Here is a 23,301-nt window from a genome sequence, read left to right on the forward strand (position 1 = left end):
GGCGTGCCTCACACCCACCGTTCCCAACGGTGCATCAAATGCCCCCATGCGTACCAGCTCTTCCCCTATGCCCCAGTTACTTTTCGCAGCGCTTCAGGCCGCCCCCTGAAGGGCGACGGCGAAGACGCGCGCCACGCGGCCGCGGTTGCAGCGCCCGGACCCCGAATCTTCGAACGCGCGGACGTCCCAGTTCAAGCGGTCTGGACCACCAGATAGGACACAGAACTTACACAGTTCCTACAGAGGCTTCCGCTTCGGGAGCGGCTTCCCCTCGCGGAAGCCCCGCCTCCGCCACACCGCTCCCCCGCGCCGCACCCGACCTCGTACGCGACCCGCACCGGGCCGCTCAGACCCCGTGCAGCTCCCCCGCGACCAGCTCCGCGATCTGCGCGGTGTTGAGCGCCGCGCCCTTGCGCAAGTTGTCGCCGCACACGAAGAGTTCCAGCGCGGCCGGGTCGTCCAGGGCGCGCCGCAGCCGACCGACCCAGGTGGGGTCGGTGCCGACGGCGTCGGCGGGGGTGGGGAACTCCCCGGCGGCGGGGTTGTCGAACAGGACGACGCCGGGCGCGGTGGCGAGGATCTCGCGGGCCCGCTCGACGGTCACCTCGCCCTGGAAGCGGGCGTGGACGGTCAGCGAGTGCGTGGTGACCACGGGCACGCGCACACAGGTCACGGCGACCTTCAGATCGGGCAGGCCGAGGATCTTGCGGGACTCGTCCCGCACCTTCATCTCCTCCGACGACCAGCCGTCGGCGCGCACGGACCCGGCCCACGGCACCACGTTCAGCGCGACCGGCTCCGGGAACGGCCCGGTGTCGTCGCCCACGGCACGGCGTACGTCGCCGGGGCTGACGCCCAGCTCCGTGCCGCTGACGAGCGCGATCTGCCGCCGCAGCGCCGCCACGCCCTCGCGGCCCGCGCCGCTCACCGCCTGGTACGAGGAGACCACCAGTTCGCGCAGGCCGAACTCGGCGTGCAGCGCGCCGAGCGCCACGATCATCGACAGGGTGGTGCAGTTCGGGTTGGCGATGATGCCGCGCGGGCGCATGCGCGCGGCGTGCGGGTTGACCTCGGGGACGACGAGGGGGACGTCCGGGTCCATGCGGAAGGCGGCGGAGTTGTCGACGACGACCACGCCGCGCGCGGCGGCGATCGGCGCCCACTGGGCGGCCACCTCGTCCGGCACGTCGAACATGGCGATGTCGACGCCGTCGAAGACCTCCTCGTCCAGCGCGAGGACCTCGACCTCCTCGCCGCGCACGGCCAGCTTGCGGCCGGCCGAGCGCGGCGAGGCGACGAGCCTGATCTCGCCCCAGATGTCGGCGTGCTGCGACAGGATCTGGAGCATCACCGAGCCGACGGCCCCGGTCGCCCCGACGACCGCGAGCGTCGGCTTGCGGCTCATCGCCCGGTGCCTCCATAGACCACGGCTTCGTCCGAGTCGGAGTCGAGACCGAAGGCGGTGTGCACGGCGCGCACGGCCTCCTTCACGTCGTCGGCGCGCGTCACCACGGAAATGCGGATCTCCGACGTCGAAATCAGCTCGATGTTCACGCCCGCGTCGCTCAGCGCCTCGAAGAACGTCGCCGTGACACCCGGATTGGTCTTCATTCCGGCGCCGACGAGCGAGATCTTCGCGATCTGGTCGTCGTAGCGGAGGGAATCGAAACCGACGCCGGGCTTGGTCTTCTCCAGGGCGTCGATGGCCTTGCGGCCCTCGTCCTTCGGCAGCGTGAAGGAGATGTCCGTCAGGCCCGTCGCGGCCGCCGACACGTTCTGCACGACCATGTCGATGTTGACCTCGGCGTCGGCGATGGCGCGGAAGATCGCGGCCGCCTCGCCCGGCTTGTCCGGCACGCCCACGACCGTGATCTTGGCCTCGGACGTGTCGTGCGCGACACCGGAGATGATCGCCTGCTCCACCTTGCGGTCCCCTTGCGGTTCGTTGCTGACCCAGGTGCCCTGCAGTCCGCTGAAGGAGGAGCGCACATGGATCGGGATGTTGTAACGACGCGCGTACTCCACGCACCGGTGGAGCAGCACCTTGGAGCCGGAGCTGGCCAGCTCCAGCATGTCCTCGAACGAGATCCAGTCGATTTTCCGGGCCTTCTTCACGACCCGGGGATCGGCGGTGAACACGCCGTCCACGTCGGTGTAGATCTCGCAGACCTCCGCGTCGAGCGCGGCGGCGAGGGCGACGGCCGTGGTGTCGGACCCGCCGCGGCCCAGCGTGGTGATGTCCTTCTTGTCCTGCGAGACACCCTGGAAACCGGCGACGATCGCGATGTTGCCCTCGTCGAGCGCCGTGCGGATGCGGCCCGGCGTGACGTCGATGATCCGCGCTTTGTTGTGGACGGAGTCCGTGATGACACCGGCCTGGCTGCCGGTGAACGACTGCGCCTCGTGGCCCAGGTTTTTGATCGCCATGGCGAGAAGGGCCATGGAGATCCGCTCTCCGGCGGTCAGCAGCATGTCGAATTCCCGCCCGGCGGGAATCGGCGACACCTGCCCGGCAAGATCGATCAACTCATCCGTCGTGTCACCCATGGCCGACACCACGACGACCACTTGGTGGCCGTTCTTCTTGGCGTCGACGATGCGCTTGGCGACCCGCTTGATGCCCTCGGCATCGGCTACGGAGGAGCCTCCGTACTTCTGCACGACAAGGCCCACGTGCGCTCCTCGCTCGATTAAGTCTCTTTCCGCACTGCGGCGGTCGGCTCAGTCTAACGAGCGGCCGAATTCGGCCCCGGGAGTATCAGACTGTGAGATGTCCCGCTCACGCCTTGATCACCCCGGCTTTTCCTCCCCGCCCTTTCCGGGCCGGTCGCCCACCGTTCGGCCGCTCCGGAAAGACCTCTGCCCGCGCAGCCCCGCACCACTCCGGAAAGTGGGGTGGGTCACACGCCATGGCGGCGCGGGCCGGGCGGCCCGGGGGCTCACTGCACGGGGCGCAGGCCGAGGGGGCCCGCGATCTCCTCCGCCATGACCTTGCCCGCGGCCTCCTCCAGGGAGTCGTCGGCGAGGTCGGCGTCCGTGTCGAGGCCGTCCAGGTCCTCCAGGGGCTGGTTCAGACGGACGTGGGCGACCAGGGACTGGAGGGCGCGCAGGGCACCGGAGGCGGTGGAGCCCCAGTTGGAGAAGTACGAGAACTGCCACCACCACAGCGCTTCGGTGACGCGGCCCTCGCGGTAGTGGGCCAGGCCGTGGCGCAGGTCCGTGACGACGTCCGCCAGGTCGTCGGAGATGCGGCAGGCCACGGGGGCCTTGCGGGGCTCGTAGGGGTCGAAGACCTCGGAGTAGACGTCGATCGGGTCGAGCAGGGCGGCGAGGCGCTCGCGCAGCTCGTCGACGTCCTGCTCGGGGCCGAGGTCCGGCTCGTACCGCTCCTCGGGAACGATGTCCTCGTGCGCGCCGAGGCGGCCCCCGGCCAGCAGGAGCTGGGAGACCTCCAGGAGGAGGAAGGGGACGGCCGAGTCCGGCTCGGCGCCCCGGGCGACCTCCGTGACCGCCACGATGAAGCTCTCGATCTGGTCGGAGATCTGCACCGCGAAGTCGTCCGGGTCCTGCGACGCGGAGTGCACCAGCGTCCTCGGCTGCGGCTCACGTGCCGTGGACAGCGGCTGAGGCGCCTTGGTCGTCGCCTCAGGTGCCTTGGACATCGCCTCAGGTGCCTTGGACATCGGCTGAGGTGACTTAGACATCGGCTCAGGTGACTTAGACATCTAGGAGTCGTCTCCCCTCGAAAGCGCGGCCCAGGGTGACCTCGTCCGCGTATTCCAGATCTCCCCCGACAGGGAGTCCGCTGGCCAGCCGGGTGACCTTCAGGCCCATCGGCTTGATCATGCGCGCGAGGTACGTTGCCGTCGCCTCGCCCTCCAGGTTCGGGTCCGTCGCCAGGATCAGCTCCGTGACCGTGCCGTCCGCGAGGCGGGCGAGGAGTTCCCTGATCCGCAGGTCGTCCGGGCCCACGCCCTCGATGGGGCTGATCGCGCCGCCGAGCACGTGGTACCGGCCGCGGAACTCACGGGTCCGCTCGATCGCGACGACGTCCTTCGGCTCCTCGACCACACAGATGACGGCGGGGTCGCGGCGGGCGTCGCGGCAGATGCCGCACAGCTCCTCCTGCGCCACGTTCCCACAGGTCGCGCAGAAGCGGACCTTCTCCTTCACTTCCATCAGCGCGTGCGCGAGGCGGCGGACGTCCGTCGGCTCCGCCTGGAGGATGTGGAAGGCGATCCGCTGCGCGCTCTTGGGACCGACGCCGGGCAGCCTGCCCAGCTCGTCGATGAGGTCCTGGACCACGCCTTCGTACAACGGATCGCCTTTCCTGCCGGTTGCGGGAGTCCCCGGTTCCGGGGTCCCCAGTGTTCGGGGCTCTGGGAGCCTTGATACGTACCGTAGTTGGCCGTCGACCGACTTAGAAGGTAACGGCGGGCGGTGGCTAGAACGGCAGGCCGGGGATGCCGCCGCCGCCCAGGCCCTGCGCGAGCGGGCCCAGCTTCTGCTGCTGGAGGGCCTGCGCGTTCTCGTTCGCCGCGTGCACCGCCGCGATCACCAGGTCCGCGAGGGTCTCGGTGTCCTCCGGGTCGACCGCCTTCGGGTCGATCACGAGGCCGCGCAGCTCACCGGAGCCGGTGACCGTCGCCTTGACGAGGCCGCCGCCCGCCTGGCCCTCGACCTCGGTGCGCGCCAGCTCCTCCTGCGCCTTCGCGAGGTCCTGCTGCATCTTCTGGGCCTGCTGGAGCAACTGCTGCATGTTGGGCTGTCCACCACCGGGGATCACGATCAGCTCCTGGTGTGTCGGTCGAGTGCGTGCCGGGTTGACGTCTTGAGGCCTTGACGTCTTGCCGTCTTGAGGCCTTGACGCCTGGCACGAGCCTACGTGGTCGCCGGGGCGGGCGCCCCGGCATGCCCTCTGACCGCTCGCGCTCGGTCTCTGGCTCGGTCTCCAGCTCGGTCTCTGGCTCGGTCTCTGGCTCGGTCTCTGGCTCGGTCTCTGGCTCGGTCTCTGGCTCGGTCTCTCGCTCGTTCCCTCGCCCGTTCTTTCGCTCATTCTTTCGAGCGCTGTTGCGAGCACTCTTTCGAGTGAGAACGTTCCTGGCCCTATACCTGATCAAGCGACTCTTCCGGGCGGAAAAGCCGCGAAAACGGCCGCATGGCCACCCATTGGGCGGTAGGACTTGTGCGGCGCGGAGGCACCATCCCCTACGGTGCGTGACATTCTGCGTGACGTTCGCGGAAGCCGAGGGAGTGCCGGGTGAGCCACCACCAGCCGGAGATGCAGCCTGAGGGCGTGCCCCACGACGGGCCGGAGGCCGGGGCCGACGGGCCCGGGACCGGGGCGGCGGGGCGGCCCGAGGGGGCGGGGGCGGTGCCGGGCCGCCCCGGCCGGGGTGGCCCCGGCACCCCGGGCGACCTGGGGGGCCGAACGTTTCCGCTGGGCGACTGGGGCGAGCCCGCCGCGCGGCTCGACGAGCTCTACCGGTGGGTGGAGCGGGGCGCCCTCGACACCGCCGGGTGGTATCTGCGCGACCGGGGGCGCAAGCGGCTCGGGGCGCGGCTGCTGCGCGGGGGCGCCGCGCTGGGCGCCGTCGGCACGGGGGTGCTGCCGCTGCTCGACCTCGCGGGGGCGGCGCCGGGGGCGGCCGCGTGGGGGTTCGTCTCGCTGCTCGCCGGGGTGGCGTGCGTGGGGTGCGACCGGTTCTTCGGGTTCACGTCCGGCTGGATGCGGGACGTCGCCACCGCGCAGGCCGTGCAGCGGCGGCTCCAGGTGCTCCAGTTCGACTGGGCGTCGGAGAGCGTGCGGGAGGTCCTCGGGCCGACCGAGGGCACCGCCAGCGAGGCCGCGGAGCGGTGCCTGCTGGTGCTGCGGCGGTTCTCCGAGGACGTGACGGAGCTGGTGCGGGCCGAGACGGCGGACTGGATGGTGGAGTTCCGCGCGGGTTCCGGGCCGTTGGCCATGCAGGTCGCCGGGCCCCGGGTCGCCCGGGGGGAGGCGGGGGGTGGTGGGGGGCGGTTTCCGCTGCCGCCGGGGGCTCGGCCGAACATGCCTCGGCAGCGGCCGCCCGACGCGCGCTGAGGCCCACCTTGCGGTGGGCGCCCGGCTCTCTTTCCGTTCCTCTCTCCCACCCGCCCGCCCGTGACCGCCCTCGCGGGACGTTGCCGCCCCTGGCGGGGGCTGACCACCGTCGGCGACTGCCGGTCCGTGCGCCGCTTCCTCTCCCACCCGCCCGCCCGTTGCCGCCTGGCTGCGCGGGTGGGGGTCTCTTGTGGGGGTCGGACGCCGTCGGCGGCTGCGGACCGCACGAGGGCGAAGACCCGCAGCCGCCGACGGTGACCGGCCCCCGCAAGGAGCCTCCACATCCCGCGAGGGCGGAAACGGGCGGGCGGGTGGGAAAGAACAACCACCCACGCACCCGCAGGCGCCAACGGTGACCGGCCCCCGCAAGGAGCCTCCACGCCTCGCGAGGGCGGTCACGGGCGGGCGGGTGGGAGAGGGGGGCCGCCCACGGGCCCGCGGGCGCCGACGGTGATCGGCCCCCGCGGGGAGCGTCCACGCCTCGCGAGGGCGGTCACGGGCGGGCGGGTGGGAAAGAGAGGGGGGCCGCCCGCAGGGTGGGGGTGGGTCAGCTGTAGAGGATCATGGAGCCTTGCGCGAGGCTCCGGGTGGTGGCGGTGTGCAGGCCCAGCCACACGTGACGTTCGCGGGCGAAGGGGCTGGGGTCGGGAGGCCCGGGAGCCGCCGGTTCCTCCAGGGTGGTGGGCGCACCGGGCGGCGCCGGCGGCAGGGGCGGGTTCGCCGGGTCTATCCCGATCGCGGGGGCCACGAACTCCAGCTCGCGCAGCAGCGCCTGGGAGGACCCCAGCGGCCCGCCCCCGGCGAGCAGCTCGTCGTTGGCGAGGGGCGCCGGGAAGTCCACGGGAACGTACGCGCCCGCGTGGTCGTAGTGCCAGACCAGGTGCGACTGCTGTGCCGTGCTGTCGAACATCTCAAGGAGCTGCTCGTAGTCCCCGCCCAGCTCGTCGACGGGCGTGACCTCAAGGCCGCAGACCCGCAGCAGATAGGCCCGGCGCAGGAAATGCAGCGCGTCGTAGTCGAAGCCCGCCACCGGCGCCACGTCGCCGGAGAGCCCCGGCATGTACGCGTACACCGGCACCGACGGCAGTCCCGCCTCGGTCAGCGCCTTGTCGTACGCGGCGAGTTCCTCGGCGAAGGGGTTGTCGGGGCTGTGGCAGAGCACGTCGACGAGCGGGACGAGCCACAAGTCGCAGGCCAAGAAATGCTCCCTAGGTTGACGGTCGGTTGCCGGGGGCACGGGGGCCGGTCAAGGCGCCCCCGCCCGGCTACCGTGCGTGTTGTTCCGGCAGCGTAGTGGCACAGCTCCCGCTCAGGACCCCCCGTGCACCTGCCAGATCCACACCCCGTCTACCCACTTTCCGCGCTGTCCAAGGAGGTCGTCGACCGTGGCGCGCAGCGCGGCGTCGCTGGGCTGGGGGGCGAGGACGAGGACGCCCGCGTTCCAGAAGCGCAGGTCCTCGCGGGCGGCGCGGCGCCAGGCGTCGGTGATCCGGACCGCGCGGCCGGTGCCGCGGATGTCGCGCAGGAGGTTGGAGAGGTTGCGGGGCGGGGCGCCGTAGATGCCGACGCGGTCGGGGCCCCAGGGCCCGTTGAAGTAGCCGCCGGGCAGCTTGAAGCCCAGGTCGGCGGAGGTCTGCCAGTGCAGCGCCTCGGCGTACCCGGGGTCGGGCAGCGGCACCGGCACCAGGGTCTCGCCCGCCGCCGTGTCGACGTACTGCCGCCAGGTGCCGTCGGCGATGAACGGGGGTACGTCGATCCGGTCCACGGCCTTCAGGGGCAGCGGCACGATGGGGATCAGGGCGAGGGCGACGGCGCCCACACCCGCGTACCGGAATACGCGCGTCCGCAGCATGGCCGACGGCGGCATGGCCGACGGCACCGGCGTCGCGAGCCGGTCGAGGGCGAGCGCGATCAGCATGCCGAGCACCGGCGCGCACACCATCGCCACCCGCCCCTCGATGACGGACTCGAACAGCGGCCGGTCGGAGAGCAGCTTCCACGGCCCCGGAAGGATCACGTCCGTCCACGGGACGCGGATCTTCGGCCCGAGGGACAGCAGCGCCGCCGCCACCGCAGTGAACGCCAGCGCCTTCACCACCGCCCGGCGCCACAGCCAGACGGTGATCAGCAGGGCAAGGGTGACGAGCGGCCAGCCGTAGAACGCGTTCTGCTCGGTGGGGTTCATCGACAGGGCCGCCGCCGTGTCCGCGTCGCCCGCGAGGGAGCGCTCGGCGAAGGAGAGCAGGGCCAGCGGGCTGTTGCCCGCGTTGTCGCCGTGCAGCACGCTCTTGTAGCTCTGCGGGCCGAAGAACTGCCACCACAGGGGGTACGCGACGAGTGGCAGGCACACCGCGAGCGCCACGCCCAGGCCCCGCGCCAGCGGACGCCAGGCGGCGCGCGCCACATCCCGGCGCACCACCGCGTACGCCGCCGTGAACAGCAGCATCCCCATCGCCGCGAGCAGCAGCGGCTCCTCGCCGAGGAAGATCTGGTACGTCGTGAACAGGCCGAGGACCACCCCGTTCCGTACGACGTGACGGCCCTCGCACAGCCGCAGCGCCCGCTCGATGATCAGCGGGATCATGAACAGGACGATGAAGTTCGGGTGCGCGTGCGCGTGGCTGATCATCGGGGGCGCGAACGCGGCGAGGGCCGCGCCGGTCGCGGCGGCGCCGCGATGGCGTACGAGACGCCGTACGAACAGCCAGTACCAGGCGGTCGCGGTCGCGGCGAGGCCCAGCGTCATCGCCACGTTCAGGCTGACCGCCGGGCCGAACAGCCAGGTCACCGGGGCCAGCGGAACGGACAGGCCGAGCATGACCGTGTTGGCCATGAGGTTCACGCCGTCGGGATGGTTCTGGAGGGTGGTGAACAGGGGGTTGTCGAGGTGGCTGACGTTGCGGGCCGTGACCTGGAAGAACCACTCCCACTGGTTCTGGTCCTGGAGGGCGTCGGGGAGGTAGCGGTGGTTCGGCGACACCCAGCGGTTCGCGTACAGGGCCGTGGCGATGGCCAGGAACAGGCCCGTCACGAGGAGGTCGACGCGGCGTATGGGACGTAGGGAGCGGGTCCTGAGGGTGGTCAGCTCGGCGAGGACGCGCACGTAGTCCGTGGGCCGCACCTTCGAGCCCTCCTGGTGCGACCAGCGCACCGGCACCTCGGTGACCGGCCAGCCCTCGCGCCGGAAGTGGTGCAGGATCTCCACGTCGATGCCCCAGCCGCGCAGGCGGGACGCGGCGAACGCCGCCCGGGCCCGGTCGCCGTCGAAGAGCTTGAACCCGCACTGGGTGTCGCGTATCCCGGGGACGGCGACCGTGCGTATCAGGAAGTTGCCGCCCCGGCCGAGCAGCTCGCGCAGCCGGTGCTGGTGCACGCCGATGCTGGCGCCGGGCCGGGCGCGGGAGCCGACCGCCGCCGCGTAGCCGTCCGCGAGGGCCTTCTCCAGCGTCTCCAGCTCCTCGATGGGCGCCGCGAGGTCGGCGTCCGTGACGAGCACGCGGCGGCCGTACGAGGCGAGGACGCCCTGGCGCAGGGCGTGGCCCTTGCCGTGGTTGCCGTCGCCGCGGACCAGCTGGATACGGGGGTCGGCCGCGGCGGCCCGCGCCGCGATGTCGGCGGTACCGTCCGTGGAACCGTCGTCGACGACGATCAGCTCCCAGCTCGGGCCCTCCGGAGCGGCGTCCAGATACGCCCGGATCGCCTCCAGGGAGGGGCCGAGGCGGCGCTCCTCGTTGTAGGCGGGGATGACGATGCTGAGGTCGACGGGGCTCATGCGGGGGGCTCGGGGCTCTCGGGGGTTTCGGGACTCTCGGGGGTTTCGGGACTCTCGGGGGTTTTGGAGTTGGGCTGGTACGTGGGTAGGGATTCGGCCCGGGGCCCGGGCGGTGGGGCCTCGGCCAGGGTTTCGAGCAGGCGCAGGGAGTGGCCGTGGTACTCCGCGACGATCGCGTGCGCGCCGTACGCGTCCCGCCGGGTGAGCGCGTCCACCAGCTCCGTGTGCCGGGCCCACAGGCGGCCGCGCAGATGGCCGCGGCGCTCCGACTCGCGGCGCAGGTGCGGCACCGCGTACGCCCAGGACTGCACACGCAGGCGGTGCAGGAACTCCGCGAGGTACGCGTTGCCGAACAGTTCGCTCAGCTCCCGCCAGAACCGCAGGTCGTAGCCGATCAGCACGGTCAGGTCGCCCGCGGAGGCCGCGCGCGCCGCCTCCTCGCCGCGGCGGCGCACCGCGACGTAGCCCGTGGGCGGCACGGGGCGGTGCGGCGCGGTCACCGCCAGGTCGCGGAAGATGCCGTCCGCGATGAGGCCGCGGGCCTGGAGCATGCCGCGGTAGTCGGCGAGCGCGAACTCGTGCACCCTGAAGCCGCGGTGCTGTACGGCGTCCAGGAGGCCCTGCGCCGCCAGGTTCACCAGCGCCTCGCGGACCGGGGTCGCGGAGACGCCGTACTGGTCGGCTATCTCCTTCACCGTGAACTCCTGGCCCGGTACGAGACGGCCCGCGAGGATCTCGTCCCGCAAGGCGTCCGCGATCTGCTGGCGCAGGGTGCTGCGGATGACGGCGGTGCCGTCGGCTCCGGGCATGGTGAGTCTTTCTGACGTGGGCGTCCTGGATCGCTTACGAGCACGCCAGATTACGCGGTCGGGGTTGCGCTCCCCTGCCGGGTCGCTGCCGCGAGGCTGCGGGGCCCCTCTCCCACCCGCCCGCCCGTGACCGCCCTCGCGAGGCGTGGACGCTCCCCGCGGGGGCCGGTCACCGTCGGCGCCTGCGGGCCCGTGGGTGGTTGTTCTTTCCCACCCGCCCGCCCGTTTCCGCCCTCGCGAGGTGTGAAGGCTCCTTGCCGGGGCTGGCCGCCGTCGGCGTCTGCGGGCCGCTGGGGGGGGCGAAGACCCGCAGTCGCCGACGGCGCCCGACCCCCGCGTGGGGCGCCCGCCCGCGCAGCCAGGCGGCAACGGGTGGGCGGGTGGGAGAGGAAGCGCCGCACGGACCGGCAGTCGCCGACGGTGGCCAGCCCCCGCCAGGGGCGGCAACGTCCCGCGAGGGCGGTCACGGGCGGGCGGGTGGGAGAGGGGGACCGCCCACGGACCGGCGGTCGCCGACTAGGCGGTGTGCGCGTCGGCGGCGTCCAGCGCACTGTCCAGGGCCGCGAGGCCAGCCTTCGCCTCGGCGTCCGTGATGGTGCACGGCGGCACCACATGCGTCCGGTTCATGTTCACGAACGGCCACAGCCCGTTGGCCTTCGCGGCAGCGGCGAACGCCGCCATGGGCGCGTTGGCCTCACCGCTCGCGTTGTACGGGACGAGCGGCTCCCGCGTCTCCCGGTCCCGTACCAGCTCCAGCGCCCAGAACATGCCGAGCCCGCGCACCTCGCCGACGCTCGGGTGGCGCTCGGCCAGCTCCCGCAGTCCGGGCCCGACGATCTCCTCACCGACGCGCGCCGCGTTCTCGACGACCCCCTCGTCCTCCATGACGTTGATCGTCGCGACGGCGGCGGCGCAGGCCAGCGGATGACCGGAGTACGTGAGTCCGCCCGGGTAGGGGCGGCGGGCGAAGGTCTCGGCGATCGCTCCGGAGATGGCGACGCCGCCCAGCGGCACATACCCGGAGTTCACGCCCTTCGCGAAGGTCATCAGGTCCGGTACGACACCGTCGTAGTGGTCCACGGCGAACCACTTGCCGGTGCGTCCGAAGCCCGCCATGACCTCGTCGAGTACGAAGACGATGCCGTACCGGTCGCACAGCTCGCGGACGCCCGCGAGGTAGCCGGGCGGCGGCGGCATGATCCCGGCGGTGCCCGGCACCGTCTCCAGGATGATCGCGGCGATCGTGGCCGGGCCCTCGAAGGCGATCGTGTCCTCCAGGTGCTGGAGGGCGCGCTCGCACTCCTGCGCCTCGTTCTCCGCGTGGAACGGCGAGCGGTACAGGAACGGCGCCCAGAAGTGCACGACCCCCGCCGCCCCGCTGTCGGACGGCCAACGGCGCGGGTCACCGGTGAGGTTGATCGCGGCGGCGGTGGCGCCGTGGTACGAGCGGTACGCGGAGAGCACCTTGGGGCGGCCGGTGTGCAGCCGGGCCATGCGGGTGGCGTTCTCCACGGCCTCGGCGCCGCCGTTGGTGAAGAAGATCTTGTCGAGGTCGCCGGGGGTGCGCTCGGCGATGAGCCGCGCCGCCTCCGAGCGGGCCTCGATCGCGAACGCGGGCGCGAACGTGGCCAGGCTCGCTGCCTGCTCCTGGATCGCGGCGACGACCTTCGGGTGCTGGTAGCCGATGTTCGTGAAGACGAGGCCGCTGGTGAAGTCGAGGTAGCGGTTGCCCTCGTAGTCCCAGAAGTACGAGCCTTCCGCGCCTGCGACGGCGAGCGGGGTGATGAGCTCCTGCGCGGACCAGGAGTGGAACACGTGCGCGCGGTCCGCTGCGGCGACCGCCGCACCGAGCCCGGGGTTTGGCTGAGGCGTCATGCCGCCGAGGCTAAACGCCCCGATACCGGGCGGGCCATGGGCGTCCTGTCCCGCCCCTCCCCCCACGACCCGACACCTTGTCTGGCCCCTGGCCCCCGAACCGCCGCGGGCGCCCCCTGGCTGGGGCTGCCCCCCTCGGCGTCCACCACCCCGCGGCCCGCTTCCTCGCCCACCCGCCCACCCGTCCCCGCCCTCGCCGGACGCGGGCGCTCCCCGCCGGGGCTGAGCACCATCGGCGTCTGCCACTCCACGGGGCGTGTGCTTTCCCACCCGTGGCGGTCAGACGCCGACGGCGGGCAGCGGCCACGGGGAGCGGCAACGTCCTGCGAGGGCGGAAAGGGGTGGGCGGGTGGGCGAGGAGACGGCCCGCGGAGGGGCAGACGCCGATGGCGGCACGCCCCCGCCAGGGGCGGTCCCCTCCCGCGAGGGCGGTCACGGGTGGGCGGGTGGGAGAGGGGGGCGGTGGTGGTGGGGCTCCGCCGCGGGCGGTGGGCCCCGCGCCGGTGGGTCAGTCGGCGTCGGGGAGGGCTCGGGGGTGGGGGGTGCCGCCGGTGCACGTGACGGCGTACGTCACGTCCTCCGCCGCGTCGTCGTCGCTGGGCTCCGCCTCCAGGCGGACCTCCGCCGCCGGGCCCCGGCTGACGTCGTCGTCGATGTGGTACCCGTCGGCGGGGCTCCACGACAGCAGGTACGCGGTGCCGTCGGCCCGGCACTCCACGGTCGCCGTCCCGCCGGTGAAGCGGACCGTCGACCGCCGCGCGCCGTCGGCCGGGGACCGCGACCGCGAGGGGGGCACCCCCGGCGAAGGGGATCGCGACCGCGAGGGTGACGCCCCCGGCGAAGGTGCCCCCGGCGAAGTGGTCCCCGGCGAAGACGCCTCCGCCAGCGCCCGCCGTACCGCCCCCTCGTCCAGCGGACGGCTGATCGCCGCACCCCCGGCGTCCGCGCTGGCCAACTGCCAGGCGCCCAGCGCCCCCGCGGCCGTACCGACCGCCACCCACGCCATCGTGCTCGCGGCACTCCACCACTTGCCCACCCCGCCACCCTCCCCCACCGTTCCCTAACGTCCGGTTAAGAACCCGGTTAAGAACCCGGTTAAGAACCCGCATTCCCCGGTCAAGAGCCCGCAGTAGACATGAACAGACAGTGAACTACCCGCAATTGTCTGGCTAACGTGACCCCATGGCCCATCTCCTCGTCGTCGAAGACGACCCACAGCTCCGCGGCGCCCTGGTGCGCGCCCTGCGGGACAGGGGGCACGCCGTCGCGACCGCGCCCACCGGCATGGCGGGCCTCGACGCGGCGGTCACACACCGGCCCGACCTGGTGGTGCTCGACCTCGGGCTGCCGGACGTGGACGGCGCACGGGTGCTGCGGATGCTGAGGGCGGTCAGCGACGTACCCGTGATCGTGGCGACGGCCCGCGACGAGGAACCGGAGATGGTCGCGGCCCTCGGGGACGGGGCGGACGACTACATCGTGAAGCCGTTCGGCGCCGCCCAGTTGGACGCCCGGGTGAAGGCCGTACTGCGCCGCCTCGGCACGGCGGAGCCGGAGGGGCCGATCCGGGTCGGGGGCCTGGCCGTCGACGTCGCGGGCCGCGAGGTCAGCCTGGACGGCGTACGACTCGACCTGACGCCCCGCGAGTTCGATCTGCTCGCCCACCTGGCCCGGCGCGCGGGCCAGGTGGTGTCGCGGCGCGAGCTGCTCGCCGAGGTCTGGCACCAGCCGCTGGGCGGCGCCGACAAGACCGTCGACGTCCATCTGTCGTGGCTGCGGCGGAAGTTGGGCGAGACGGCGCAGCGGCCGCGCTATCTGCACACCGTCCGCACGGTGGGCGTCAAACTCGCCGCCCCCTGACCATGCGCCGCCGCCTGCTGCTGCTCACCGCCGCGACCACCGCCCTGGTCCTCACGGCGCTGCTCGTCCCGCTGACCCTGCTCACCCGCAGCCACGCCGCCGACCGGGCGACCGCGGAGGCGACGGCCCGCGCCCAGTGGGTGGCGCACGCCATCGGGCCCGCGCTCGCCTCGGCGAAGGAGCGGGCGACGGCCGAGCAGACCGTGGAGAGCGTCAACGGGCACGGGCTGCCCCGGACGTCGCTGATCCTGGGGGACGGGTCCGGCGTGGGGCCGGGGCCGGTGGAGGTGACGGACGCCGTGCGGCTGGCCCGCACCGGGCGGGCCTTCACCTACGAGCCGTCCTCCGGCGGCCGCCAGGTCCTGGTGCCCGTGCACGGCGCCGCCGACGGCACCGCGGTGGTGCAAGTGACCCTGACCGAGCGGCAGTTGTACGCCGGGACGCTGGCGTCGTGGCTGGTGCTCGCCGGGATCGGCGTCGGCCTCGTCCTGCTCGGGCTGCTGCTCGCGGACCGGCTCGGCGCGCGGCTCGTGGGCGCGACGCGCTCCCTCGCGCGGACCGCGGACCGGCTCGCCGCCGGTGACCTGACCGCCCGCGCGGCACCGGAGGGCCCGCCCGAGCTGCGCCTGGTCGCGGCCGAGCTGAACCGCCTCGCGGCCCGCATCGACGACCTGCTGACCGCCGAGCGCGCCCGCGCCCGCGAGAGCGCCGCCGACCTCGCGCACCGCCTGCGCACCCCCGTCGCCGCCCTGCGCCTGGACGCCGAGACGCTGCGCGACGGGGCCGAGGCGCGCCGGATCGCGACGGACGTGGCCGCCCTGGAGCGCAGCGTGGACGACGTGATCCGCGCGGCGCGGCGACCGCTGCGGGCCGCGCCGCGCGCCGACCTGGCGGCCGTGGCCCGCGAACGCGCCGCGTTCTGGCAGCCGCTGGCCGAGGACCAGGGGCGGGCGAGCACCGTGGACACGCCCCCGCGGGCGGTGCCCGTCCCCGTGCCGTACGACGAACTCTGCGCCGCCGTCGACGCGTTGATCGGCAACGTTCTCGACCACACCCCGCAGGGCACCGCCTTCCACGTGAGCGTCGCGGCGGCGGACGGCGACCGGGTGCGGCTGGTCGTCGCCGACGAGGGGCCCGGCTTCCCGGGCGTCCCGCCCGCGCGGGGCGCCAGCGGTGGCGGGTCGACCGGCCTCGGCCTGGACATCGCCCGCCGCACGGCCGAGGACGCGGGCGGGGCCTTCGCCGTCGCGTCCGGCCCCACCCGCGTCACCCTCACCTTCCCGCGCGCCGCGTCGTCGCCCCCCTCGGGAACGCCGTCCGCACCGCCCGCGCCCACCGGTTGACCCCGAGATCGGGGCGGACGGCGGCGAAGCCCCCGCAGTACTTGGTGAACTCCGCGGCCCGCACCCCGTACCGGTGCAGCACTCGGTCCGCCTCCGTCAGCTTGCCGCGCGTCTTGGTCTCGACCAGGACGAGCCCGCTGTCGGCCGCCGCGACCGCGCCCGTCGCCACGTCCGTGACGACGAGCCGCGCGTCGCAGGTGATCCGCTGGCCGTCGGCGACGAACGTGGCCCGCTGGTAGTCCGTGACGAGGGACGGTCTGAGGTCGTCGGGGGCCGCCATGCCGTACGAGCCCTGGAGCACGCCGGTGAGGAAGCCGCGCCGGGCCGCGTCCAGGGCGTGCTCCTCGCCCCGCATGCGCTGGCGGTGCTTGACGGTCTCGCCGCGGCCGGTCTTCAGCTTGATCTCGAACTGCCGCTCCCCGCTGTCCCGGTAGACCCGCTCGCGGACGCGGTAGCGCAGCCTGCGGCCCTGGCGGTGGGCGTGGAACGTACTCAGGCGCGGGGTGTCGTAGTACGTCGAGTGATACGCGAACAGGCGGCGGCCGTTGATGCTCAGGGCGCGGAACGGGCCGCCGCGGCGGCGGGGGTCGGTGAGCAGCGCCGCGAAGTCCTCGAAGATCTCCACGGGGACGAGATAGCTGTGGTCGTAGCGCGCGAGCAGCTCCGCTCGGGCGTTCAGCTCGTCCAGGGACAGCGGGTGCGCGGCGAGGGCGGCACGGCCGAGGGCACGGAGGGCAGGATTCACGCGGTCTCCTTGCTGAGGCGCGGGGTCGGTCGCGGGGTCCGCCGAGTGAACGAGCGGTGGCGCTGCGTGAGTTCCGGCTGTCGGAAGCGGACTTCCAGCACCATGAGGTCGCGTACGTAGTCGACCTCCTGCACGGTCCAGCCGAGCGGCTCCCCGAGGCGTCGGCGCAGCTCGGCGCGGAGCGCGTCCTCGTCGCGGAACACGGCGTCCAGGGTGACGACCGCGCGCCGGTCGCGGGCGTACAGGCGCGGGTGGTCGGCGGCGTACAGCACCAGGAGCAGCACGGCCGCGAGGGCCGCCGCCCTGGGCAGCGAAAGCCCGGGCAGCCCGCACAGCAGGCCGAGGACGAGCGTCGTGAAGTAGTACGCGACCTCCTGGTGGCGCACCGCGTCGGAGCGCAGCCGGATGAGGGACAGCACCCCGAACAGCCCGAAGCCGAGCGCGAGTCCGCCGCCGCCCCGGGCCTGGGACAGGCCCGCGACGACCGCGCACAGGCCCACGCTCAGGGCCAGATAGGCGGGCACCAGCTCGCGCCTGCGGTGGCGCGGCTGGAAGACGCCGAAGGTCAGCAGCGAGACGGCCACGAGGTCCAGGCCCAGATGGGCGGCGAGCGTCGGAAGGTCCATGGCCGGGACGGTAGGAGGGGGCGGGTTAAGGGGGCTCCTGGCGGACGTTAAGGGGGCTGTGCGGACTCCGGAGGGGCCCGGTCCGGTGCGATGGGCGGGGTGCCGCGCCCCATGTGATTGACAGTGTGCTGTCGTAATGACAGCATGCTTACATACGTTCCGGGCAGGAGGCCGCCATGAGCAGCACCGTTCACCTCGCCGTCTACGACACCCTCGCCGACTGGGAGACCGGCTACGCCACGGCCTATCTGGCCCGCGCCGGGCACCGCGTGCGCACGGTCGCCGCCACCCGCGAGCCCGTCACCAGCGTCGGCGGCGTCCGCGTCCAGCCCGATCTGACCCTCGACGAGCTGCGGCCCGAGGACAGCGCGCTGCTGCTCCTGCCGGGCGCCGACCTGTGGGACGCGGGCGACGCCCTCGCGCCGTTCGCCCGCGCCGCCCGCGCGTTCCTCGACGCGGGCGTGCCGGTCGCGGCGATCTGCGGCGCCACGGCGGGCCTGGCCCGCGAGGGCCTGCTCGACGACCGGGCGCACACCAGCGCCGCCGCGATGTACCTGGCGGCCACGGGGTACGGGGGCGGGGCGCGGTACGTCGAGACGGACGCCGTCACCGACGGCGACCTGATCACGGCCGGGCCGACCGAGCCGGTGGCGTTCGCCCGCGAGGTCCTCAAGCGGATGGGCGCGTTCGAGGGCGAGAAGCTGGACGCCTGGTACCGCCTGTTCCACGACTCGGACCCGGCCGCGTACGAGACGCTGAACTCATGACCGGCCGCACACGGCACGCCGCCCCCGCGACCGGCGCCGCCCGGGACGCCGACTCCGCCCCCGGCGCCACCCGGGACGCCGATCCCGCCGCCGAGGACACCCGCGCCGCCCAGGAGCTGCTCAGCCGCACCGCGCTCGGTGTCTTCCGGCTCAACGGCCAGTTCCTCGCCGTGTCCGAGGAACTGGCCCGGCCCGCCGGGCTCACCGCCGCCCGCTGGCAGGTCCTCGGCGCCGTCCTGCGCGAACCCCTGCCGGTGGCCGGAATCGCGCGGGTCATGGGCATCACGCGGCAGAGCGTGCAACGCGTCGCCGACCTGCTCGTACGCGACGGACTCGCCGCGTACGCGCCCAACCCGGCGCACCGCCGCGCCAAACTCCTCGCCCCCACCGACGCGGGCCGCGCCGCCGTCGCACGCATCCGCCCGGGCCACGCGGACCTCGCCAGGCGGCTCAGGGACGCCATCGGCCCGGAGCGATTCGCCCAAACCGCCCAGGCCCTGGAGGAGTTGTCGGCGGCCCTCGCGGCCCTGGAGGCCGCCGTTACGGAACCGTAGACGTAACCCCGGGCCGCCCCCCGTGACCCCGCACTATCCTCAGTCTGTTGCACGCGGTTCACGCTCAGTGGCCGCGCGGGAAGTGGCTGGATTCTGGGGGAGGACGGCGCCGCGATGGCCATGGAGAAACTGGGCCCGGGGGATCCGCAGCGGATAGGCGCCTACCGGCTGCTCGCGCGGCTCGGCGCGGGCGGCATGGGGCAGGTGTACCTGGCGCGCTCCGACCGCGGCCGCACGGTGGCGGTGAAGCTGGTGCGCGAGGAGCTGGCCGCGCAGGACGAGTTCCGCGACCGCTTCCGGCAGGAGGTGGGGGCCGCGCGGCGGGTCGGCGGCGCCTGGACCGCGCCCGTCCTGGACGCCGACACGGAGGCGGCGATCCCGTGGGTGGCCACCGGGTACGTCGCCGGGCCCTCGCTCCAGGCGGTCGTCTCGCACGACCACGGGCCGCTGCCCGAGCGGTCGGTGAACATCCTCGCCGCCGGGCTCGCGCACGCCCTGAAGGACATCCACGCCGCCGGGCTCATCCACCGCGACCTCAAGCCGTCCAACGTCCTGGTGACCATCGACGGGCCCCGCGTCATCGACTTCGGCATCGCCCGCGCCCTCCAGACCGTCACCGACGGCGGCCTCACCCGCACCGGCGCCCTCGTCGGCTCGCCCGGGTTCATGGCGCCCGAGCAGGTCCGCGGCGACCGCGTCACGCCCGCCTGCGACGTCTTCTGCCTCGGCTCGGTCCTCGCGTACGCCGCCACGGGCGCACTGCCGTTCGGCACGGCCAACAGCGGCGTCCACGCCCTGATGTTCCGCATCGCGCAGGAGGAGCCGGACCTGGAGGGCGTGCCCGAGCAGATCGCGGAACTCGTCCAGGCCTGCCTCGCCAAGGACCCCGCGGCCCGGCCGTCCCTGGACGACATCGTCGCCCGCACCGGCACCGAGGACACCCTCTTCGAGGGCAAGTCCCTGGAGCCCTGGCTGCCGGGCGCGCTCGTCGCGCAACTGGGGCGGCACGCCGTGCAGTTGCTGGACACCGAGAACCCCGAGGCGGACGGCGAGCCGGACGGCACCCCGGAAGGCGGGACCGGACCGGCCGCCGGGACCCCCGCGACCCCCGCCTCCCCCGCCTCCCCTGTCAACGGCACCCCGCCCGCCCCGCCGCAGGCCGCCCCCGTGAACGGCGCCGCCCTGAACGCCGCCCCGCCCGCCCCGAGACCCGAGAGCGACACCCCTCCCCCGCCCGGCGCCCCCACCGCGCCCCCGCCCGTCAACCACCTGCCCACCATGATCAGCGGCGCCGCGCCCGCCCCGCCGCCCACGCCCAGCCACGCGCCCGCCTACGGCCACCCGCAGCAGCCCGCGGGCCACTCCTACGGCTACCCGCACCCCCAGCCCGCGTACGGCCAGACCCCGCCCTACGGCCCCACCCCGCCCTACGGCCCGCCGCCCCTCGACCCGCCCCGCCGCAGCGGCCGCTCCACCGCGCTGCTCGTCGCGGCGGCCCTGGTCGTGGCGGTCGGCGCGGGCGGCACCGTGTACGCGGTGATGAAGGGCGAGGGCGACCCGAAGGCCCGCGGCGACGACAAGGGCCGCGGCTCCGCCGCCCCCAAGACGCCCGGCACCCCCACCGACGACGAGGACTCCGGGCAGGCCTCGCCGACGCCGTCCACGTCGGCGCAGGCCGACGACGGCACCGTACCGAGGAAGTTCCTCGGCACCTGGAGCGGCAGCCTCACCACCGACGCGGGCCGCAGCACCCGCGAACTCACCATCCAGCAGGGCGAGGTCGGCGAGACCGTGCTCTCCGTGACCGCCGACGGGCCGCTGGAGAGCGGCGGCACCTACCACTGCGTGTTCCAGGGCAAACTGGAGTCGGCCTCCGAGAACCGGCTCAGCATCGGGCCCACCGACGTCACCGTCGGCCCGGCCACCACCTGCGACCCCGGCAAGCGCAGCGAGATCGTGATACTGCCGGGCGGCCAGCTGCGCCGCACCAACGTGGACGGCACCGGCGCCCTGACGTACACCAAGAGCTGACAGCGGGCGCCGGACGGGCTGTCAGCAGCCCGCCCGGCGCCCGGTTCCCCCGTGACGGTGGCTCTAGTAGGCGATCTTTCCGGTGCTGCGGTTCACGCCACGGAACTGGACGTAGAACCCGGCGCCGTCCCGCACGTTCGTGGCCACGGCCACCCAGCGGCCCCGCTTCGCGTTCGTCCAGTCACGCTGGCAGGTTCCGGTGCGCTTCCAGCAGACCTTGACCTTGCGGTTGTGGTTGACCTTCACGTTGATGTCGGCGCAGTTCCTGGTGGCGTAGGCCCAGCGGCCCGTCCCCGGCCAGTGCGCGTTGCGGCCGCCGGGGCCGCCCGGCGCGCTGGTGTAGTTCCTGGCGCTGCCGTAGCAGGACCGGGCGGACACCTCGTCCGCCGTCGGCTCCGCCGCACCGGCGGTGCCGACGGCCGTCGCCGCGCCTCCGCCCGCGAGCAGCACGGCGGACATCGCGAACGGAACCATACGAGTACGCGTACGCACGGAATTCCCCCTGTACGTGGTCGGTGCTCGACCGGCTGATCCAGCCGTGTCGTGTCGAGTGGTACGGAAGCGATTCCAGCGGCTGCCGGTTTGTCCCGCAGCCCCCTTCCGTGCCACGGGACAAAAAGCCGGGGCCCGCGGCGACCTGCGGGACCGCTGTCACGGGACGGGAGTTGGCGCTCCGGGTGCTTCCGCGCCACCGCCGCGCCGTGTTGGGTGGGTGCCGTCGCGGGGAGGGCCGACGGGGGAGGCCCGCGTGGGGCGTCGGGAGAAGCCGATCGATCCGGCCGCCGGGCCGGTGGAGCGGTTCGCGTACGAGCTGAGGGAGTTGCGGCGCGCCGCGGGCACGCCGCCGTACCGGGCGATGGCCCGGCGCGTGGAGTACTCGGCGACGGCGCTCGCCTACGCCGTCGCGGGCGAGAAGCTGCCGTCGCTGCGCGTCGCCCTCGCCTACGTACGGGCCTGCGACGGCGATCCGGAGCCGTGGCGGCGCCGCTGGGAGGAGGCCCGCCGCGCCGAGACCGAGCAGCGCGCCGACGCGGCCGACGAGGCCGACGCGGCCGACGCCGGGGCGCAGCCGCCCTACCGGGGGCTCGCCCGGTTCGAGGCCGGGGACAGCGAGCGGTTCTTCGGCCGCGAGCGGCTCACCGGCGAACTCCTCGACCTGGCCCGGCGGCACCGCCTCGTCACCGTCTTCGGCCCCTCCGGCAGCGGCAAGTCGTCGCTGCTGCGCGCCGGTCTCATCGCGCGCCTCCAGCAGCCCGCCGACGGCCTGCCGCGCCCCGCCGCCCTGCGCATCCTCACGCCCGGCGCCCGGCCCGCCCGCACCCACGAGCGGCTCTTCCGACCGGCCGCCGACGACGGCGACACCTGGCTGGTGATCGACCAGTTCGAGGAGGTGTTCACCCTCTGCCACGACGGCGACGAACGGGACCGGTTCGTGGCGATGCTGGCCGCCGCCCGCGCCCCGCACAGCCGCCTGCGGATCGTCCTCGGCGTACGGGCGGATTTCTACGGGCACTGCCTCCAGCACCGCGAGCTGGCCCGCACCGTGCGCGACGCCGCGCTTCCGGTGCCGCCGATGAGCCCCGCCGAGCTGCGCGAGGCCATCGTCAAGCCCGCCGCCGCCCAGGGGCTCATCGTGGAGCGCTCCCTGACCGCCCGGCTCATCGAGGAGACCGTGGACCAGCCGGGCTGCCTGCCGCTGACCTCGCACGCCCTCCTGGAGACCTGGCGCCGCCGCGAGGGCCGCACCCTGACCGTCGCCGCGTACGAGGCCTCCGGCGAGGTCACCGGCGCCCTCGCCCGCACCGCCGAGCACGCCTACACCCAGCTCCCTCCGCCCACGCCGAGTTGGCCCGCCATCTGCTGCTGCGGCTGATCGCGCCCGGCGACGGCACCCCCGACACCCGCCGCCCCGTGCCGCGCGCCGAACTCGACACCGGCGACCCCGCCGGGACCAGCCACGTCCTGGACCGCCTGGCCCGCGCCCGCCTCGTCACCCTCGACCACGACACCGTCGAGCTGGCCCACGAGGCCGTCATCACGGGCTGGCCCCGGCTGCGCCGCTGGATCGACGAGGACCGCGAGCGGCTGCGCTGCCACCGCGCGCTCACCGAGGCCGCCGAGGTCTGGCAGGAGCTGGGCCACGACGTCGGCGCCCTGTACCGGGGCACCCGCCTCGCCTCCGCCCGGGAACACTTCCCCGAGCAGTCCCGCCACCGCGAACTCACCGTCCTGGAGCGCGCGTTCCTCTCCGCGAGCACCGCCGCCCGCGACCGCGAGCGGCGGGCCGCGGCCCGGGTGACGCGCCGTCTGCGCCGGTTCACCGTCGCCCTGTCGGTGCTGCTCGCGCTGCTGCTCACCACCAGCGTGATCGCCTGGCGGCAGAGCCGGGACAGCGACGCGGCCCGCGACCGGGCCCGCGCCGCCCAGCGCGTCGCCCAGTCCCGTCAGCTGGCCGCGCAGTCCGCGGCCCTCCTGGACCGCCAGCCCGACCTCGCCGCGCTCCTCGCCGTCCGCGCCGAGCGCACCGCCCCCACTCAGGAGGCCCTGAGCGCCCTCTACGCCGCCGCTGACCTGCCGCTGCGGCACCGCCTCACCGGCCACAAGGGGCCCGTCCACGAGGTGGCGTCCAGCCCCGACGGGCGGACCGTGGCCACCGGCGGCGCCGACGGGACGGTCCGCCTGTGGGACGTGGCCAGCGGCCGGACGCGGGCCGTGCTCAGAGGGCACGACGGGGGTGTGTCCGCCGTGGCGTTCAGCCCCGATGGGCGCACCCTCGCAACGGGCAGTCAGTGGCGCGTACGGCTGTGGGATCCCGCCACCGGCAGGCGCCGCGCCAC

The 23,301-nt window shown here is 74.0% G+C and carries 20 protein-coding genes and 1 pseudogene; 8 read left to right on the plus strand and 13 right to left on the minus strand.

What is annotated here, in order from left to right; genetic code table 11:
• Positions 1-346: 346 nt before the first annotated feature.
• The 5 genes from ACOBQU_RS17835 to ACOBQU_RS17855 all read right to left on the minus strand — a co-directional run bounded on the left by ACOBQU_RS17835 (position 347) and on the right by ACOBQU_RS17855 (position 4,786).
• Positions 347-1,405 carry an aspartate-semialdehyde dehydrogenase gene (locus ACOBQU_RS17835; RefSeq protein ID WP_423628151.1) on the minus strand — a complete coding sequence of 353 codons (1,059 nt, stop codon included), beginning with the start codon at positions 1,403-1,405 and terminating at the stop codon, positions 347-349.
• Positions 1,402-2,673 carry an aspartate kinase gene (locus ACOBQU_RS17840; RefSeq protein WP_423628153.1) on the minus strand — a complete coding sequence of 424 codons (1,272 nt, stop codon included), beginning with the start codon at positions 2,671-2,673 and terminating at the stop codon, positions 1,402-1,404. The genes ACOBQU_RS17835 and ACOBQU_RS17840 overlap by 4 nt, the downstream gene beginning before the upstream one ends.
• Positions 2,674-2,939: 266 nt before the next feature.
• Positions 2,940-3,683, minus strand: coding sequence for a DUF5063 domain-containing protein (locus ACOBQU_RS17845; RefSeq protein WP_423628155.1), 744 nt, complete (start codon positions 3,681-3,683; stop codon positions 2,940-2,942).
• A 34-nt stretch (positions 3,684-3,717) separates the two neighbouring features.
• Positions 3,718-4,317: a recombination mediator RecR gene (gene recR / locus ACOBQU_RS17850; protein ID WP_423628157.1), complete on the minus strand. Its 600-nt coding sequence runs from the start codon at positions 4,315-4,317 to the stop codon at positions 3,718-3,720.
• A gap of 127 nt (positions 4,318-4,444) precedes the next feature.
• Positions 4,445-4,786, minus strand: coding sequence for a YbaB/EbfC family nucleoid-associated protein (locus tag ACOBQU_RS17855; RefSeq protein WP_423628159.1), 342 nt, complete (start codon positions 4,784-4,786; stop codon positions 4,445-4,447).
• A gap of 495 nt (positions 4,787-5,281) precedes the next feature.
• Here ACOBQU_RS17855 and ACOBQU_RS17860 point away from each other — a divergent pair, with 495 nt between their 5' ends.
• On the plus strand, positions 5,282-6,082 hold the full coding sequence (locus ACOBQU_RS17860; RefSeq protein ID WP_423634569.1) for an SLATT domain-containing protein: 801 nt from the start codon (positions 5,282-5,284) through the stop codon (positions 6,080-6,082).
• Positions 6,083-6,629: 547 nt separating this feature from the next.
• On the opposite strand, the gene ACOBQU_RS17865 is transcribed toward ACOBQU_RS17860, so the two are convergent.
• From ACOBQU_RS17865 to ACOBQU_RS17885, 5 genes are all read right to left on the minus strand, one after another.
• Entirely contained in the window at positions 6,630-7,280 is a 651-nt protein-coding gene (locus tag ACOBQU_RS17865; protein WP_423628161.1) for a hypothetical protein, read from the minus strand.
• A gap of 111 nt (positions 7,281-7,391) precedes the next feature.
• Positions 7,392-9,854 (minus strand): glycosyltransferase, encoded by a 2,463-nt coding sequence (locus ACOBQU_RS17870; protein WP_423628163.1) that lies wholly within the window; start codon positions 9,852-9,854, stop codon positions 7,392-7,394.
• The gene (locus tag ACOBQU_RS17875; RefSeq protein WP_423628165.1) at positions 9,851-10,663 is read right to left on the minus strand and encodes a GntR family transcriptional regulator; all 813 of its coding nucleotides are present in this window, start codon (positions 10,661-10,663) and stop codon (positions 9,851-9,853) included. The genes ACOBQU_RS17870 and ACOBQU_RS17875 overlap by 4 nt, the downstream gene beginning before the upstream one ends.
• Positions 10,664-11,179: 516 nt before the next feature.
• Positions 11,180-12,538 (minus strand): aspartate aminotransferase family protein, encoded by a 1,359-nt coding sequence (locus ACOBQU_RS17880; RefSeq protein ID WP_423628167.1) that lies wholly within the window; start codon positions 12,536-12,538, stop codon positions 11,180-11,182.
• A 508-nt stretch (positions 12,539-13,046) separates the two neighbouring features.
• Positions 13,047-13,334: a hypothetical protein gene (locus ACOBQU_RS17885; protein ID WP_423628169.1), complete on the minus strand. Its 288-nt coding sequence runs from the start codon at positions 13,332-13,334 to the stop codon at positions 13,047-13,049.
• A gap of 61 nt (positions 13,335-13,395) precedes the next feature.
• Here ACOBQU_RS17885 and ACOBQU_RS17890 point away from each other — a divergent pair, with 61 nt between their 5' ends.
• The 3 genes from ACOBQU_RS17890 (at position 13,396) to ACOBQU_RS17900 (ending at position 15,741) form a co-directional block, all read left to right on the plus strand.
• Positions 13,396-13,602, plus strand: a complete 207-nt coding sequence (locus ACOBQU_RS17890) for a hypothetical protein (RefSeq protein WP_423628171.1) — start codon at positions 13,396-13,398, stop codon at positions 13,600-13,602.
• 118 nt (positions 13,603-13,720) lie between these two features.
• The gene (locus tag ACOBQU_RS17895; RefSeq protein WP_423628173.1) at positions 13,721-14,398 is read left to right on the plus strand and encodes a response regulator transcription factor; all 678 of its coding nucleotides are present in this window, start codon (positions 13,721-13,723) and stop codon (positions 14,396-14,398) included.
• 2 nt (positions 14,399-14,400) lie between these two features.
• The gene (locus ACOBQU_RS17900) at positions 14,401-15,741 is read left to right on the plus strand and encodes a sensor histidine kinase (protein ID WP_423628175.1); all 1,341 of its coding nucleotides are present in this window, start codon (positions 14,401-14,403) and stop codon (positions 15,739-15,741) included.
• Here the strand turns inward: ACOBQU_RS17900 and ACOBQU_RS17905 are convergent.
• Both ACOBQU_RS17905 and ACOBQU_RS17910 read right to left on the minus strand, forming a co-directional pair.
• Positions 15,671-16,486: a VTC domain-containing protein gene (locus ACOBQU_RS17905; protein WP_423628177.1), complete on the minus strand. Its 816-nt coding sequence runs from the start codon at positions 16,484-16,486 to the stop codon at positions 15,671-15,673. The genes ACOBQU_RS17900 and ACOBQU_RS17905 overlap by 71 nt on opposite strands.
• On the minus strand, positions 16,483-17,112 hold the full coding sequence (locus ACOBQU_RS17910; protein WP_423628179.1) for a DUF4956 domain-containing protein: 630 nt from the start codon (positions 17,110-17,112) through the stop codon (positions 16,483-16,485). The genes ACOBQU_RS17905 and ACOBQU_RS17910 overlap by 4 nt, the downstream gene beginning before the upstream one ends.
• A gap of 176 nt (positions 17,113-17,288) precedes the next feature.
• On the opposite strand from ACOBQU_RS17910, the gene ACOBQU_RS17915 reads away from it, so the two are divergent.
• From ACOBQU_RS17915 to ACOBQU_RS17925, 3 genes are all read left to right on the plus strand, one after another.
• The gene (locus tag ACOBQU_RS17915) at positions 17,289-17,879 is read left to right on the plus strand and encodes a DJ-1/PfpI family protein (protein ID WP_423628181.1); all 591 of its coding nucleotides are present in this window, start codon (positions 17,289-17,291) and stop codon (positions 17,877-17,879) included.
• Entirely contained in the window at positions 17,876-18,433 is a 558-nt protein-coding gene (locus ACOBQU_RS17920; RefSeq protein ID WP_423628183.1) for a MarR family winged helix-turn-helix transcriptional regulator, read from the plus strand. Before ACOBQU_RS17915 ends, ACOBQU_RS17920 begins: the two co-directional genes overlap by 4 nt.
• Before the next feature lie 120 nt (positions 18,434-18,553).
• Positions 18,554-20,464 carry a serine/threonine-protein kinase gene (locus ACOBQU_RS17925; RefSeq protein ID WP_423634571.1) on the plus strand — a complete coding sequence of 637 codons (1,911 nt, stop codon included), beginning with the start codon at positions 18,554-18,556 and terminating at the stop codon, positions 20,462-20,464.
• A 63-nt stretch (positions 20,465-20,527) separates the two neighbouring features.
• Here ACOBQU_RS17925 and ACOBQU_RS17930 read toward each other — a convergent pair whose 3' ends face one another.
• Positions 20,528-20,938 (minus strand): hypothetical protein, encoded by a 411-nt coding sequence (locus ACOBQU_RS17930; protein ID WP_423628185.1) that lies wholly within the window; start codon positions 20,936-20,938, stop codon positions 20,528-20,530.
• Between the two features lie 382 nt (positions 20,939-21,320).
• Here ACOBQU_RS17930 and ACOBQU_RS17935 point away from each other — a divergent pair.
• Positions 21,321-23,227: pseudogene (locus ACOBQU_RS17935) on the plus strand (hypothetical protein); the annotation flags it as partial.
• Positions 23,228-23,301: the final 74 nt, after the last annotated feature.

The organism is Streptomyces sp. G45, assembly GCF_049542095.1.
In the GTDB taxonomy this organism is placed as follows: Bacteria; Actinomycetota; Actinomycetes; order Streptomycetales; family Streptomycetaceae; genus Streptomyces.

What these genes read in the sequence shown, in the direction of transcription:
- ACOBQU_RS17895 (WP_423628173.1), top strand. Translation starts at nt 13,721, where the DNA reads ATGGCCCATCTCCTCGTCGTCGAAGACGACCCACAGCTCCGCGGCGCC.
- ACOBQU_RS17930 (WP_423628185.1), bottom strand. Translation starts at nt 20,938, where the DNA reads ATGGTTCCGTTCGCGATGTCCGCCGTGCTGCTCGCGGGCGGAGGCGCG.
- ACOBQU_RS17920 (WP_423628183.1), top strand. Translation starts at nt 17,876, where the DNA reads ATGACCGGCCGCACACGGCACGCCGCCCCCGCGACCGGCGCCGCCCGG.
- ACOBQU_RS17880 (WP_423628167.1), bottom strand. Translation starts at nt 12,538, where the DNA reads ATGACGCCTCAGCCAAACCCCGGGCTCGGTGCGGCGGTCGCCGCAGCG.
- ACOBQU_RS17870 (WP_423628163.1), bottom strand. Translation starts at nt 9,854, where the DNA reads ATGAGCCCCGTCGACCTCAGCATCGTCATCCCCGCCTACAACGAGGAG.
- ACOBQU_RS17925 (WP_423634571.1), top strand. Translation starts at nt 18,554, where the DNA reads ATGGAGAAACTGGGCCCGGGGGATCCGCAGCGGATAGGCGCCTACCGG.
- ACOBQU_RS17860 (WP_423634569.1), top strand. Translation starts at nt 5,282, where the DNA reads ATGCAGCCTGAGGGCGTGCCCCACGACGGGCCGGAGGCCGGGGCCGAC.
- ACOBQU_RS17845 (WP_423628155.1), bottom strand. Translation starts at nt 3,683, where the DNA reads ATGTCCAAGGCACCTGAGGCGATGTCCAAGGCACCTGAGGCGACGACC.
- ACOBQU_RS17915 (WP_423628181.1), top strand. Translation starts at nt 17,289, where the DNA reads ATGAGCAGCACCGTTCACCTCGCCGTCTACGACACCCTCGCCGACTGG.
- ACOBQU_RS17900 (WP_423628175.1), top strand. Translation starts at nt 14,401, where the DNA reads ATGCGCCGCCGCCTGCTGCTGCTCACCGCCGCGACCACCGCCCTGGTC.
- ACOBQU_RS17910 (WP_423628179.1), bottom strand. Translation starts at nt 17,112, where the DNA reads ATGGACCTTCCGACGCTCGCCGCCCATCTGGGCCTGGACCTCGTGGCC.
- ACOBQU_RS17875 (WP_423628165.1), bottom strand. Translation starts at nt 10,663, where the DNA reads ATGCCCGGAGCCGACGGCACCGCCGTCATCCGCAGCACCCTGCGCCAG.
- ACOBQU_RS17835 (WP_423628151.1), bottom strand. Translation starts at nt 1,405, where the DNA reads ATGAGCCGCAAGCCGACGCTCGCGGTCGTCGGGGCGACCGGGGCCGTC.